This window comes from Dickeya chrysanthemi NCPPB 402 (assembly GCF_000406105.1).
Classification (GTDB): domain Bacteria; phylum Pseudomonadota; class Gammaproteobacteria; order Enterobacterales; family Enterobacteriaceae; genus Dickeya; species Dickeya chrysanthemi.
Genome location: NZ_CM001974.1, coordinates 818,781 through 833,431, shown reverse-complemented (window position 1 = coordinate 833,431; position 14,651 = coordinate 818,781). Strand labels below are relative to the sequence as shown.

Annotated in this window: 10 protein-coding genes; 6 read left to right on the top strand and 4 right to left on the bottom strand. The window is 57.2% G+C overall.

Annotated features, from left to right (window positions below):
* Window positions 1-633: 633 nt before the first annotated feature.
* A complete protein-coding gene (locus tag DCH402_RS03745) occupies window positions 634-2,151 on the top strand; it encodes a methyl-accepting chemotaxis protein (protein WP_050583254.1) in 1,518 nt (505 codons plus the stop codon).
* 49 nt (window positions 2,152-2,200) lie between these two features.
* Here DCH402_RS03745 and rlmB read toward each other — a convergent pair whose 3' ends face one another.
* The 3 genes from rlmB to nsrR form a co-directional block, all read right to left on the bottom strand.
* A complete protein-coding gene (gene rlmB, locus DCH402_RS03740; RefSeq protein ID WP_039999782.1) occupies window positions 2,201-2,935 on the bottom strand; it encodes a 23S rRNA (guanosine(2251)-2'-O)-methyltransferase RlmB in 735 nt (244 codons plus the stop codon).
* Window positions 2,936-3,024: 89 nt separating this feature from the next.
* Window positions 3,025-5,493 carry a ribonuclease R gene (rnr, locus tag DCH402_RS03735; RefSeq protein ID WP_039999780.1) on the bottom strand — a complete coding sequence of 823 codons (2,469 nt, stop codon included), beginning with the start codon at window positions 5,491-5,493 and terminating at the stop codon, window positions 3,025-3,027.
* 40 nt (window positions 5,494-5,533) lie between these two features.
* Entirely contained in the window at window positions 5,534-5,959 is a 426-nt protein-coding gene (gene nsrR / locus DCH402_RS03730) for a nitric oxide-sensing transcriptional repressor NsrR (RefSeq protein WP_012768525.1), read from the bottom strand.
* Window positions 5,960-6,307: 348 nt separating this feature from the next.
* Between nsrR and DCH402_RS03725 the strand changes: the two genes are divergently transcribed.
* From DCH402_RS03725 to DCH402_RS03710, 4 genes are all read left to right on the top strand, one after another.
* Window positions 6,308-7,894, top strand: coding sequence for a methyl-accepting chemotaxis protein (locus DCH402_RS03725; protein WP_039999778.1), 1,587 nt, complete (start codon window positions 6,308-6,310; stop codon window positions 7,892-7,894).
* A 301-nt stretch (window positions 7,895-8,195) separates the two neighbouring features.
* Entirely contained in the window at window positions 8,196-9,131 is a 936-nt protein-coding gene (locus DCH402_RS03720) for a PucR family transcriptional regulator (RefSeq protein ID WP_039999776.1), read from the top strand.
* Between the two features lie 13 nt (window positions 9,132-9,144).
* Entirely contained in the window at window positions 9,145-10,398 is a 1,254-nt protein-coding gene (gene codA, locus DCH402_RS03715) for a cytosine deaminase (RefSeq protein ID WP_039999774.1), read from the top strand.
* Window positions 10,399-10,762: 364 nt separating this feature from the next.
* A complete protein-coding gene (locus DCH402_RS03710) occupies window positions 10,763-12,835 on the top strand; it encodes a putative bifunctional diguanylate cyclase/phosphodiesterase (protein WP_233276319.1) in 2,073 nt (690 codons plus the stop codon).
* Between the two features lie 22 nt (window positions 12,836-12,857).
* On the opposite strand, the gene DCH402_RS03705 is transcribed toward DCH402_RS03710, so the two are convergent.
* Window positions 12,858-13,880, bottom strand: coding sequence for a type IV pilus twitching motility protein PilT (locus tag DCH402_RS03705; RefSeq protein WP_039999773.1), 1,023 nt, complete (start codon window positions 13,878-13,880; stop codon window positions 12,858-12,860).
* A 21-nt stretch (window positions 13,881-13,901) separates the two neighbouring features.
* Here DCH402_RS03705 and DCH402_RS03700 point away from each other — a divergent pair, with 21 nt between their 5' ends.
* Window positions 13,902-14,627, top strand: coding sequence for a YggS family pyridoxal phosphate-dependent enzyme (locus DCH402_RS03700; RefSeq protein WP_039999772.1), 726 nt, complete (start codon window positions 13,902-13,904; stop codon window positions 14,625-14,627).
* The last annotated feature ends 24 nt before the right edge of the window (window positions 14,628-14,651 follow it).

Sequence of the window (14,651 nt, the reverse complement as noted above, 5' to 3'; positions counted from 1 at the left end):
AATATATATACCCAAAATAATTCGAGTTGCAGGACAAAACGCAATGCGTTGGCCCTTCAGGGCAAGGCTCATTGAGCCTTGTAACGCGGCAAGAGAGAGAGACAAATTCGTCGGGAACGAATTTGACCAGCCAACGGCTGGCCTCCGGTGAGAGACAGGATGTCTCTCATTTAATCCCGATGAGCTTACTCAGGTAAGTGATTCGGGTGAACGACAACTCTGCCGGGAGCAGATTTGAACGCTGCTTGCAGCGGCCCGAAGGGCGAGGCCCATTGATGGGCCGAGTAACGCAGCCAACGCACCTGCAACTTGAAGTATGACGGGTATAGATGCCGACCACGGGGTTATCTCTGTTGTCGGCCTATAGCGTGATCGACATAACGTACCCGACATCTGACCAGGATAAAACTTCCTGTTTTTCCAACGCTGATATAAACGTTCCCCCGCCAAAGCCGATAAAATGCCGACGTTTGGTTAGCATGCGGCCGCCTCACTCTGGTTCTATCCGACAGCCAGCACTGTGCCGACGTATGAGTCATGCTTTCGCAACACCGGACAGACGGCCATATCAAGACGGTCACATTAATAAGACAACACTTCAGGACAACAACAAATACGGAAGGAAGTAGATTTATGCTACATCACCTGTCATTAAAAAACCTGCCAGTCACACGTAAACTGTTGCTGGGATTCGGGTTATTGCTATTAATAGGTATTACCCTGTCATTAGTCGGCTTTTACGGTTTACACAACAGCGAACAATCTCTGAAACGTATCAGTCGCCTGGGCTCAATGTATGACAAAACCGTCGTTGCGCGAGAAGCCAACTTTGGCTATGCGCTGGAGCGTAAAGCGCACTATCTGGAACAGCATGATACCGCCATCAACACCATCAGCCAGGAGTTGACGACTCTCCTGCAGGAAATTCGCGCCAATACCTGGCCGGAGGAAGACGAAAGCGGTATTCGGCAAGTCAGCACCATGCTGGAAGCCTACACCAGCCAGCGTAAGCAGGTGCTGAAGCCCGACGCCAGCCAGCAGGTGCTGAGCGATCTTAACGCCCAAATGGCGACGCTGCAGGAGAGCATCAACCAACTCTATTTCACCGAAGAAACGCGGGCCGCCCAGAATATCTCCAGCAGCGACATCCGGCTGGCCATCATGACTCTGGTGGCCGTGATACTCGGCCTGACCGCCGCCATCGTGATTTCACGCCAGATAGTCCGGCCGCTACACGAAGCTTTGCAGGCGACACGCGCCATTTCCGAAGGCGACCTGACGGTACGACTGCGCAGCGAACGCCGCGACGAACTGGGGCAGTTGATTTGCGCCATGGCAAAGATGAACGACAACCTGCACGGCATGATCGATAAAATTCGTCTCAGCGCCGACCAGATTTCCCATGCGGCAGGCGAAATCGTGGCGGGCAATACCGATTTATCATCCCGCACCGAACAGCAGGCCGCCGCCATAGAACAAACCGCTGCCAGCATGGAGCAGCTCACCTCTACCGTGAAGCAGAATGCCGACAATGCTCATCATGCCAATACCCTGGTCATGAATGCCTCGTCGACCGCGCGCCAGGGGGGCGAACAAGTCAGTAGCGCGGTACAAACGATGGGGAACATCGCCCAGGGCTCGCGCCGCATCGCCGAAATTACGTCCGTCATCAACAGTATCGCGTTTCAGACCAATATTCTGGCGCTCAACGCCGCGGTAGAAGCCGCCCGAGCCGGGGAGCAAGGCCGCGGATTTGCCGTGGTGGCCGGCGAGGTGCGTAATCTGGCGCAGCGCAGCGCACAAGCCGCCCATGAAATCGAGGACCTGATCGCCAACTCGGTATCACAAATTAATGATGGTGCGTCGCGGGTGGAAAATGCCGGTAAAACCATGGAAGACATTGTTCATGCGGTCACCCAGGTTCACGACATCATGGGCGACATCGCCGTCGCGTCTGATGAACAACACCGCGGCATATCGCAGGTGGGTAATGCGATTGTAGAAATGGACCAAACCACCCAACAAAACGCGGTTCTGGTTGAGCAGTCATCCGCAGCGGCGACCTCGCTGGAACAGCAGGCTGAACTGCTCTCCAACGCGGTATCCGTCTTCCGGCTTTCCAACACGCTCACGCCGCGGTTGTCGGCATAACACGCCCGACGGCCTTTCTGCCTGAACCCATCGGGTTCAGGCAACCTCTTCACACTGCGCGCTGACGCACCGCCTCGAACAGGCAAATACCGGTAGCGACGGACACGTTCAACGACGACACGCTGCCCGCCATAGGAATGCTGATCAGTTCATCGCAATGTTCGCGGGTCAGGCGGCGCATCCCTTCTCCCTCAGCGCCCATCACCAGCGCCAGCGGGCCGGTGAGCTTGCTTTGATACAGGGTGTGATCCGCTTCGCCTGCCGTACCGACGATCCAGATATTCTGTTCCTGCAGGAAACGCAGGGTGCGCGCCAGATTGGTGACGCGGATCAACGGCACGGTTTCCGCCGCGCCGCAGGCGACTTTCTTCGCGGTCGCATTTAACTGGGCGGAACGGTCGCGCGGCACGATCACCGCGTGAACGCCGGCGGCATCGGCACTGCGCAGGCAGGCGCCCAGATTGTGTGGATCGGTCACGCCATCCAGCACCAGCAGGAACGGGGTAGCCAGCGAGGCCAGCAATCCCGGCAGATCGTTTTCCTGATACTGCCGTCCTTCTTTCACCCGGGCGACGATCCCCTGATGCACCGCGCCTTCGACTTTGTCATCCAGCCACTGACGGCTGGCGACCTGCACCGCGATGCCGCCGGCTTCCAGCTCGGCAATCAACGGTTGCAGGCGGCGATCTTCACGCCCTTTCAGGATGAATACTTCCAGAAAACGCTGGGGGTCTTGTTCCAGCAGCGCTTTCACCGCATGGATGCCGTAAATAATTTCGCTCATTAATACTCTTCAACAATACGCTTCAAAAGGTTAACAGGGCCGCCGTTCCGGCAGCCCCTGATGCAGATACAACGGTCGGACGATTTTCGTCACTCCGCCGGTTTTTTCTTTTTGTCGGCGCGTTTGGCACGGGTGGCCGCTGCAATTTTACGCGTTTTTTCAGCGTTCTTTTGCGATTGGGCCGCCTTCTTTTTGCCGCTGCCGTTCGGTTTGGCTTTATCCTTACCGGCAGGCTGACGCTTGCCGCCTTCGGAACGGAACGCGCTATCCGGCTCAAAGTTGCCGCGTTGCCCGGTACGGCGACGACGCGGCGGCTTCGTACCGGCATCGCTGCCTTTCTTCGCCCGGTCGCGCGCGGTCTTGCCTTCGCCACGCACCTTACGGGTGGAAGAGATCAGCGCAAAATCAATCTTGCGTTCGTCCATGTGCACCGCTTCCACGCGGATTTCCACTTCATCCCCCAACCGGTAGGTCTGACCGCGGGATTCACCGATCAAGCGCTGGCCGACATTATCGTAACGGTAATAGTCGTTATCCAGGGTAGAGACATGCACCAGACCGTCGATGAACAGGTCATTGAGACGAACGAAGAAACCAAAACCGGTGACGCTGGAGATGATGCCGGTGAAGGTTTCGCCGACGTGATCCTGCATGAAGTCGCACTTCAGCCAGTCGGCCACGTCACGCGTGGCTTCGTCGGCACGACGTTCGGTCATCGAGCAGTGTTGGCCCAGTTGCAGCATCTCGTTGAAATCGGCGTGCCAGCCGCCGCTCTGGGTCCAGCGGGCTTTACGGTCGCTGAGCAGGTACTTGATGGCGCGGTGCAGCGACAAATCCGGATAACGCCGGATAGGCGAGGTGAAATGCGCGTACGAGGTCAGCGCCAGGCCGAAGTGACCGCGATTTTCCGGGTCATACACCGCCTGTTTCATTGAGCGCAGCAGCATGGTTTGCAGCATCTCGTGATCCGGCCGGTCGGCAATGGAGTCCATCAGTTCGGCGTAATCTTTCGGCTGCGGTTTCATGCCGCCTGTCAGCGTCAACCCCAGCTCGCCCAGCACGCTACGCAGCGCCAGCACATGGTCTTCGCTGGGCTGGTCATGCACGCGGAACAGCGCCGGTTCTTCGCTCTTCTCAACAAATTTCGCCGCCGAGATATTCGCCAGAATCATGCACTCTTCAATCAGCTTGTGCGCGTCGTTGCGCACCACCGCCTCCACCCGTTCGATGCGGCGTTCGGCGTTAAAGATGAATTTGGCTTCTTCGGTTTCAAACGCGATGCCGCCGCGCACCTCACGCGCATGTTCCAGCACCTTATACATCCGGTGCAGTTCCTCCAGCGGCGCCACCAGAGGCTGGTACTGCTCACGCAGCGCCTCGTCGCCCTGCAAAATGCTCCACACCTTGGTGTAGGTGAGGCGAGCGTGCGAACTCATCACCGCTTCGTAGAATGTGTAGCCGGATAATTTCCCCTGTGAGGAAACCGTCATCTCACACACCATACACAGGCGATCCACCTGTGGATTCAGTGAGCACAACCCGTTGGACAACACTTCCGGCAGCATCGGCACCACCTGCGACGGGAAGTAAACCGAGGTGCCGCGCGCGCGGGCTTCGTGGTCCAGCGCCGTGCCAGGGCGCACGTAGTAGCTGACGTCGGCGATCGCCACCCACAGCCGCCAGCCGCCACCGCGTTTCTTCTCACAGTACACCGCATCGTCAAAGTCACGCGCGTCTTCGCCGTCGATGGTGACCAGCGGCAGAGCGCGCAGGTCAACCCGGCCTTTCTTGGCGTTTTCCGGCACTTCGTCGGTCAGGTCGCTCACCTGCTCTTCCACTTTGGGCGGCCAACTATGCGGGATCTCATGGGTGCGCAGCGCGATATCCACCGCCAGCCCGGTGCCCATATTATCGCCGAGGATCTCCACGATCTTGCCGATAGCCTTGGTGCGGCGGGTTCCACGTTGGGTCAGTTCCACCACCACCACCGAGCCCATGCGGGCGCCGGCGATACATTCCGGCGGGATCAGAATGTCAAAACTCAGGCGGCTGTCGTCCGGCACCACGAAACCGGTCCCGGCTTCGGTGAAATAACGCCCGACTATCTGGCTGGTACGCGGTTCCAGCACCCGTACGATGCGCCCTTCCCGACGTCCTCGGCGGTCTTCACCCAACGGCTGGGCCAGCACCACATCGCCGTGGATCACCGTTTTCATCTGCTCGGCGGAAAGATAAAGATCGTCTTTACGCCCTTCCACCCGCAGAAAGCCGTAGCCGTCGCGATGGCCGATCACCGTACCACGCAACAAATCGAGTTTTTCCGGCAACGCGTAGCACTGGCGACGGGTAAACACCAGTTGTCCGTCACGCTCCATGGCGCGCAACCGACGGCGCAGCCCTTCCAGTTGTTCATCGCTGGTTAATTGCAGATCACTCGCCAGCTCTTCACGGCTGATGGGCGTATCCCGTTTTGCCAGGTGTTCCAGAATGTATTCGCGGCTGGGAATGGGGAATTCGTATTTTTCTGCTTCACGTTCCAGAAACGGATCTTGTGACATTGCGGTTCCTCCGTTGTCATCAGCAGGCAGTTGAACAGATTTATTCAACCAGAAGTAATTTATAGAGGGGTGGGTTTTCTTCCACCATATCGGCGAGCGTATAATTATCCAGTTCCGTCAGGAAATTCTGTACCGCCTGCTGCAGCACTTGTTTGAGCCGACAGGCTGGGGTGATGTGGCAAAACTCCTTACTGCAGTTAACCAGAGAGAGCGGCTCCAGTTCCCGCACCACATCCCCAATGCGGATAGTGGACGGATCGCGCCCCAGGCGAATGCCGCCGTTTTTGCCGCGCACGGCCATCACCAACCCGGCACGACTCAGCTGATTGATGATTTTCACCATATGATTACGTGAAACACCATACACTTCAGTTACTTCTGAGATGCTGGTCATTTTGCCATCCGGCAATGACGCCATGTAAATCAGCGCTCGCAAACCATAATCCGTAAAACTTGTTAACTGCACAAAAACCTCGGGTACGTTGCCGGATAGCCCCAAAACACAGGCCGGAACCGAAATGCCGCTCGTTAGCCCAGAACCAGGCCCATGATGTTCATTTTTTATCAGCAGATGATAAACCAGTGATTACCGCCGGGCGAATTTATTTAGTACACATTGATCTTTCTTAAAGGAAAATTCACCGAGCCGATGCATTTCCGTTAACAAAAGATAAGAGAATCATGCTTCCTAACATGCTGTTTCATCTGTTATGTTCTGAAGAAAAAACACCCTTACAAGCATGTTAGCGTATGGCAAGCCGGCGATCGGTTTTGTCAGTGGTTTTTTTATTCTGCACAGACTAGGAATTGGACCATGCGTTTGAAAAATCTCTCCATCCGTACCGGCCTGTTAACCCTGTTGGCCGTGATCACCCTGCTATTACTGCTGGTCAGCGGCATGGGGATTCAGGCTATCAACAAGAGTCGGGCATCCCTGACGGCGCTCAACCAGATTCAGGGGGATCAACTGGGCGCGCTGATGAACGGGTATAACCTGACATTACGGGCCAGAGCCTCCGCTACGCTGGCGGTACGCAAAATAGAAATCGGGTTGCTGGACGTGGGGGCAAAAGAAACGGATAAGCTGGATAGCTATATACAGCAATCCGACAAGGACATTCGCCAGTTCAGCAGTGTAGAAACCACCAGCGAACAAGAGCAGAAACTGGCGCAACAGGTGCTGAAAAGTTATCAGGACTACCTGAATCAGGGGCTGAAACCGATGCTGGACTCCCTGAAAAAACAGTACACCGACGAATACTACACGTTGCTGGAAAACAACCTGACCCCACTGAGCGACGCATTTGATAAATCCATCCAGAACTTCCGCAGCTACTCCCAGCAACTCTCCGCACAACACATCCAACAGGCCAATAGCAATGAACGAATGATGCTGATGCTGATAGGCTTTGCCTGCCTGTTATCCTTGTCGCTGGTGCTGTTGGGCTGGCTGGCATTACGCCACATGCTGCTCAAACCGCTGGATCACGCCATTGAACAGTTGGAGCACGTCGCTTCCGGTGATTTGACCCGCCGCATTACGGAAGGGGGCGACAATGAACTGGGACGGCTAAGCGATGCCATCGCACGTATGCAGTCGGCATTGCTGGATTCGGTCAGCCAGGTACGAGACGCCGGCCACATGATCGACCAGGGCAGCCGTGAACTGTTTAGCGGCAACCGTCATCTGGCGGAGCGCACCGACGAATCCGTCGCCGCGCTGGAGCAAACCGCCGCCAGTCTGGAAGAGCTGAGCGCAACCGTTAAGCGCAACGCCGACAACGCTGAACTGGCTCATCAATTGACCAATCAGGTTTCCGATACCACCGATCGCGGCAACGAATCCGTCAATTACGTGGTGGAAAAGATGCGTGAAATTGCCGTCAGCGCCAAACGCATCAGCGATATTCTCGGCGTGATCGACGGCATCGCCTTCCAGACCAACATTCTGGCGCTGAACGCGGCGGTGGAAGCCGCCCGCGCGGGCGAACAGGGTAAAGGTTTCGCCGTGGTCGCCGGCGAAGTACGCAATCTGGCGCAGCACAGCGCGCAGGCCGCCAAAGAGATCCGCGGCCTGATTCTGGATTCTCAGTCTCGGGTATCGGAAGGGTTGGATCTGGCGGGCAAAGCCGGTGAAACCATGGATGAAGTGGCGGAAGAGATCAACCGCATCACCAGCCTGATGAAAGAGATTTCTTACGCATCTCAGGAGCAGCATCGCGGCATCGAGCAAGTGAACATCGCGTTCACTCAGATTGACAAAGTCGCACAGCAAAATGCTTCGCTGGTCAAAGCGTCTACCGATACGACCCAAACGCTGGAAGAGCAGTCTCGCCAGTTGGTGCAGGCAATGGCCATGTTCCGTATCGAAGATCATACGCCGCTGCTGCACACACGCTGATCACCGCGATTGCGTTGGCAGTGGCCGGTGCCGGTCACTGCCGTTTTCCCCTCAGCCGATGTCCCTCCTCGCGGGCTCACGCTTTCAGTGCATCACACAGCACCATGCACAGCGAACGGGCATGGCATGCCATATTTTCATGCCGGACGATGCAGCCTGCACAGAAACTACGTTCTGCATTCCCCGATGCCCCTCTCTGACGACCCGTTCAGGCGTTGCCGACCGTAAAACCGGCACGCTATTTGCTGAATCTCCCAGACATTGCCGTTTCCCCTAACGGGACGAAACCAGAGGGATCATCATGTCGGCATCGCATTACAGGAACGTATCTTATTTTCATACCTGGCATGGTCATACCGAACACGAGCGGGATAACTGGCGCGGCGACTTTCTGCTCCAGTTGCTGACCGGCGACCCGTCGGAGCTGCCGCTCATTCATCAACGCGCCGCCTGGCTGCAATGGCCGCTGGAACAGCCGCATCGGGTGATCGCCTGGCGTGTGTGCGGTATGGACACGCTGTTTTCCGCGGCGCATGTCGATAACCCGGAGGCGCACCTGCAACGGTCGCGCCGCTACCTGCAACAACGGTTACAGGAGTGTCTGTCGGCGCAGCCTAACCCGCTGCCGTTGGTGACGCTGGGCGACCTGTTGCTGATGGTGCTGCCGACAGACAGCCCGCTGTTACGGCAAGGGCATCAGGCGCTGGCCGCTTTGCGCCAGTCCGTCAATGCCGATATCGCCCCGCTGACGTTGTCCGGCGGCTTGTCCAGCCCGGTCAGCGCGGCAGTTCACTATCGGCAGGCGCTGAGCGAAGCCAGACAAGCGCTGAACGCCGTCGCAGCGATGCGCCCGGAAAAAGGCCTGTGCGACTACACTGAATTGGGTATTCTGCAATTGCTGGGCGCCGTCGACGACCCGGCATTGCTCACGCGTTTTATGCACAACGTGTTGTGCAATCTGATGGAAAATAACCGCAAGTCACCTTATTTGCTGATTGAAACGCTGGATGCGGTACTACAGGAAAACAATAATGTGATTAAAGCGGCAGAGCGGCTGGCTATCCACCGCAATACCTTGCATCAGCGCCTGCAACGCATCGAACAGTTATCAGGCGGCAGCCTCGGCGACCCGCTGTTTCGTCTCAGCGCCGCCGTCGCGCTCCTGCTCTGGCGCCAGTCGGGTTTACCGACACAGGAAACCGCGATGTTGCGGTGCAATACCACCTCACAGGAGTGATACAGGAGTGATGATGAAGATTATCAACGCCGCATTACGTCGTCAGCCCGGGCGCTACACGCTACAACTTCACGACGGCCTGATTGCGGCGATAGATGCCCAGCCCGGCATGTTGCCGACACCGACGACGCCAGACGTGATCGACGCCGCCGGGCGGCTGGTTATCCCACCGCTGGTGGAGCCGCATATTCATCTGGATGCGGTCCTGACCGCAGGCGAGCCGGCATGGAACATGAGCGGCACGCTGTTTGAAGGCATCGAACGCTGGAGCCAGCGCAAGGCGACCATCACACATGAAGATACGCGTCGTCGGGCACAGACGGCGATCGGTATGCTGCGCGACCACGGTATCCAACATGTTCGCACCCACGTTGATGTCACCGATCCGTCGCTGGCGGCGCTGGAAGCGATGCTGGAAGTCAAAAACGAAGCGAAGGCGCTGATCGACCTGCAAATCGTCGCCTTCCCGCAGGAAGGTATCGAATCTTATCCGGAAGGCCGCCGCTTGATGGAGCGTGCCGTCGCACTCGGTGCCGATGTGGTCGGCGGCATTCCTCATTTCGAAAATACCCGCGAACAGGGCGTCAGCTCGATAAAATTCCTGATGGACTTAGCAGAGCGAACCGGTTGTCTGGTTGACGTACACTGCGACGAAACCGACGACCCCAACTCGCGTTTTCTGGAAGTCTTGGCGGAAGAGGCGCGGGTGAGAGAAATGGGCGCGCGCGTCACCGCCAGCCATACCGTCGCGATGGGCTCGTATGACAACGCTTACTGCTCGAAACTGTTCCGTTTGCTGCGGCGCTCCGGCATCAGTTTCGTGTCGTGCCCGACCGAAAGCATCCATCTGCAAGGGCGCTTCGATACCTTTCCCAAACGCCGCGGCGTTACCCGGGTCGCTGAACTGGACCGTGCCGGTATGAACGTTTGTTTCGGGCAGGACTCCATCCAGGACCCCTGGTATCCGCTCGGCAACGGCAACATCCTGCGCATTCTTGACGCCGGGCTGCATATTTGCCACATGATGGGGTATCAGGATCTGCAACGTTGCCTCGATTTTGTGACCGACAATAGCGCCACAGCACTGCATCTGGGTGATCGTTACGGCATCGCGGTCGGCCGCCCGGCTAACCTGTTGATTCTGGACGCAGAAAACGACTACGACGCGGTGCAACGTCAGGCCAAAGCCCGGTTGTCGATTCGCCATGGCCGCATCATCATGCAACGCGACCCCGAATGCGTGCGTTATCCCGACGCTCAACCGTAACGTCCGCTACTCATCGGGGTGATAACTCCATCAGGGTGATAACTCCGTCACCCTTTTTCACCAAATTCGCCGCTGATATCTCAGAAGTTGTCGCCTGCGGTCGATAATTTCTCTGTCAGGACGCTTTCTCCAAACTAAGCTAAAAGAAAATTAATCGAACGAACGTCGCATCGAGCGGTTCGGCCACCATAATGCCGACCGGTCGGATGCATACAGCAACATTCACTTTAAAAATAATAAATTAAAAACAAGACGCACCGTACAACCCGAATCTGCGCGTCCTCCATCGGCCGACAGCACAACAGCGCCCTTAACCGCTTGCCCAGATTCGGTTTGTCAGAAAAACAGCATCAATATGAGGTGAATGATGACAGGTTCTGCATGGAATTCAGAAAGTCTGTTTCAGGCCATCCTTGACCGCTGCCCAGTGGGCATCGCCGTTATCAATTACGACGGAAGCTATGTCACCGTCAATCCGGCGTATGGCGCCATCTATGGTTATGCCCAGGAGGAAATGGCAGGCCGTTCTTTTACCATGGTTTTTCCTGAGTCCGCCCGCGAGTCCGTACTCGCCCGCCATCGGCAGTTTCTGGATGAAGGCGGTACGCTGGGCGGGGAATGGACCGTGATGCGTCGTGATGGTGTCATCCTGACCATTTGGTCGGAATCCGTCCCCTTCGCGCAGCATGGGCACAGAGCCGACCGACTGGTGTATGTCCTCGATATTACCGAGCGCCAGAAAGCACGCGAACAGATGAAGATTGCCGCCGCCGTCTATGAGAGCACGCAGGAAGCCATCATCGTCATCAATACCAGCCGTAGCATTATTTCCATTAACCCGGCTTTTACCCGCCTGACCGGATATAGCGCGGCCGATGTCGTGGGGCAACCATCATACATATTTCGTTCGGACCGACACGACGCCGATTTCTATACCGCCATGTGGCGTACTGTTGATGAAGACGGAGTGTGGGTAGGTGAAATGTGGGATCACAAAAAAGACGGCAGCGACTACCTCAAGGAAATAACGATCAATGTGATCAAAGACTCGGCAGGCACACCCATAAATTATGTCGGCGTATTTTCCGATATCACCCAGCGCAAAAAGCAAGAAGAGCTGATTTGGCGGCAAGCCAACTATGACGCGGTTACCACCTTGCCGAACCGGCATCACTTTCAGGATAAGCTTGAGCGGGCGGTTGAGCACGCCAAACAGAGCGGCCACCCAATGGCGCTGATGTTGATAGACCTCGACCACTTCAAATCGGTCAACGACAGCCTGGGACATCGCGCCGGCGATGCGCTGTTGCTTGCGGTGTCGAACCGCCTTACCGACTGTGTGCAAGGAGCCGATACCATCGCCCGTCTGGGGGGAGACGAATTCGCCATTATCCTGACCGATCTGCACCAAAACGGCGATAGTGGATGCCTGGCCAGAATACTGCTCGCACAGTTGGCGCAACCGTTCAATATCGACGGAGAAAGTATGCTGGTTTCAGCCAGCATCGGTATTGCCCTCTTCCCCAACGATAGCGATACGCTGGAAGAGCTGTTCAAAAATGCCGATCAGGCGATGTATGCCGCCAAGAGCGCCGGGCGTAACTGCTTCAATTACTATACGCCGGCCTTGCATCAGGCTGCGCGCGCCCGTTTACGCCTGACCAACGATCTGCGCACCGCAATCCAGTGCGGTCAGTTCGAGGTTTACTACCAACCTATCATCGAGCTGAGCACCAATAAAGTGGTCAAGGCCGAAGCGCTGGTGCGCTGGCGTCATCCCATCCTCGGCATGATAAGCCCGGCGGAGTTTATCCCTCTTGCCGAGGATACCGGGCTCATCGTTCCGCTCGGCGACTGGGTTGCGCGGCAGGCCATTACCCAACTGGCGCAGTGGCGCAAAATCTTCGATCCACATTTTCAGGTCGCCATCAACCAGTCGCCGGTGCAACTGCGCAGCAAAGACTTTACGGAAATGACCTGGGTACAGGAGCTGGCCCAACACGGATTAGAGGGCAACGCCGTGATCATCGAAATCACCGAAGGATTGCTGCTGAATGCAGAATCGCGGGTGAACGACAACCTGCACCTGTTCCGTGATACCGGGATACAAATCGCCATTGATGATTTCGGCACCGGCTATTCATCACTCGCCTACCTGAGGAAATTCGACATTGATTGCCTGAAAATAGATCGCTCCTTCGTCGAAGATCTGGATGGCGTCGGGTTTGAGTTGTGCGTAGCGATTATCGCAATGGCGCACAGCCTTGGCCTCAAAGTGGTGGCCGAAGGGGTCGAAACCCAACAGCAGTGTGACACCCTCGCCCGTATCGGGTGCGACTATGCGCAAGGGTTCCTGTTTTCACGCCCGGTTCCTGCCCCGGAGTTGACGATACGACTGCTCGCCGCGGCCGAACCCTCCGTGATGAAATCAGAGTAAAAGCCGGGGATGGGGAATATCGTCATGATGCGGCGTCGTCAGCGCCATCATCCGGCAGCGCCCCTTCCCGGCAGCGCTGCCGATAACTCTGCTCAAAGGTTTGCATCCCCACCTGGCTGCCGGTTTGCAACAGGCTAGGCAACTGGTGGGTTTTGCCTTCGCGGATCAGGTTGCTGACCGCTGGCGTAGCAAGCAGTATCTCGAACAACGCCACGCGCCCGCGCTGAGCGCCCGGCAGTAATTTCTGCGCCACCACCGCCTGCAAACTCGCCGCCAGTTGCGCCCGCACAAAGGCTTTCTCCTCGGCGGGGAATACATCCACCAGCCGGTCTACCGCCTGAACGGCCCGCCGGGTATGCAGCGTCGCCAACACCAGATGGCCGGTTTCCGCCGCCGTCAGCGCCAGCCGAATGGTTTCGCCATCGCGCAACTCGCCCAGCAGCAGGACATCCGGGTCTTCGCGTAACGCGGCCCGCAAAGCACCGGCGAACCCCTCGCTATGACGGCCGATTTCCCGCTGCTGGATCAGGCAACACCGGCTGGTATGCAGAAACTCTATCGGGTCTTCCAGCGTAATAATGTGTCGCGCCCGGCGCTGATTCAGCACGGCGATCATCGCCGCCAGCGTGGTGGATTTACCGCTGCCGGTCGCCCCCGTCACCAGAATCAGACCATCATCGCGATCGACCAACTCCGCTACCACCGGCGGCGCGCCCAGCGCCGGCAAGTCAGGCTGCTGCGACGGAATCAAGCGCAGCGCGGCCGACAAGCCGTGACGCTGCATAAACAGATTGGCGCGTAACCGTTGTCCTCCCGGCAGGGTTAACGCACAATCGGTTTGTCCGTATTGCTGCAACTGTTGTTCGCAGGCCGGATCCAGCCAATGCTGACACCACTGTTCCAGTTCGGCGTGCTGCAACGGCGGCCGGGTAACATCCGTCACCAATTGCCCGTCGATACGCCACACCGGCGGATGACCGCTGCACAGGTGCAGATCGGATACGTTCTGTTTTACACTAGCGTTCACCCATTCACTCACATCCATTGATTGGCCTCCTGAATCACTATGACGATATCGACAGTCACGACACCGACAGTCCGGGAAAACTTACAGGACGTCCGGCAGAAAATCTCAGCAGCGGCGCAGTATTGCGGACGGGCGCCGGAAGAAATTACGCTGCTTGCAGTCAGCAAAACCAAACCTGTGAGCGCTATCGAAGAAGCGATTGCCGCCGGCCAGCAGGCGTTTGGCGAAAACTATGTACAGGAAGGGGTGGATAAGGTGCGTTATTTTCAGACGCATCAGCCGGATACGGCGCTGGAATGGCACTTTATCGGGCCGTTACAGTCGAACAAGAGCCGCCTGGTGGCCGAGCATTTCGACTGGTGCCACACCATCGACCGGTTGCGCATCGCCCAGCGCCTGAGCGAGCAGCGCCCGCCGCATCTGCCGCCGCTCAACGTGCTGCTACAGGTCAATATCAGCCGGGAAGCGAGTAAATCCGGCATTTTGGCCGATGAACTGGCGGAACTGGCCGCCAGCGTGGCTCAGTTGCCGAATCTGCGGCTGCGCGGCCTGATGGCGATCCCCGCGCCGGAAACGGAGCACGCCCGGCAATTGGCGATATTTCGCCAAATGACCGAACTTTTTCTGCAACTCAAAGCGGATTATGGCACCTTGGATACCCTGTCGATGGGGATGACCGACGATATGGCGGCCGCTATTGAGGCCGGCAGCACGATGGTGCGCATCGGCACCGCCATTTTTGGCGCACGTGACTACCCCCGTTAAGCTTAACGGGCTGACGAAAACAGC

Coding starts and splice junctions, on each gene's coding strand:
- codA (WP_039999774.1), top strand. CDS start 9,145: ATGAAGATTATCAACGCCGCATTACGTCGTCAGCCCGGGCGCTACACG.
- DCH402_RS03745 (WP_050583254.1), top strand. CDS start 634: ATGCTACATCACCTGTCATTAAAAAACCTGCCAGTCACACGTAAACTG.
- DCH402_RS03700 (WP_039999772.1), top strand. CDS start 13,902: ATGACGATATCGACAGTCACGACACCGACAGTCCGGGAAAACTTACAG.
- DCH402_RS03705 (WP_039999773.1), bottom strand. CDS start 13,880: ATGGATGTGAGTGAATGGGTGAACGCTAGTGTAAAACAGAACGTATCC.
- DCH402_RS03720 (WP_039999776.1), top strand. CDS start 8,196: ATGTCGGCATCGCATTACAGGAACGTATCTTATTTTCATACCTGGCAT.
- rnr (WP_039999780.1), bottom strand. CDS start 5,493: ATGTCACAAGATCCGTTTCTGGAACGTGAAGCAGAAAAATACGAATTC.
- rlmB (WP_039999782.1), bottom strand. CDS start 2,935: ATGAGCGAAATTATTTACGGCATCCATGCGGTGAAAGCGCTGCTGGAA.
- DCH402_RS03725 (WP_039999778.1), top strand. CDS start 6,308: ATGCGTTTGAAAAATCTCTCCATCCGTACCGGCCTGTTAACCCTGTTG.
- DCH402_RS03710 (WP_233276319.1), top strand. CDS start 10,763: ATGATGACAGGTTCTGCATGGAATTCAGAAAGTCTGTTTCAGGCCATC.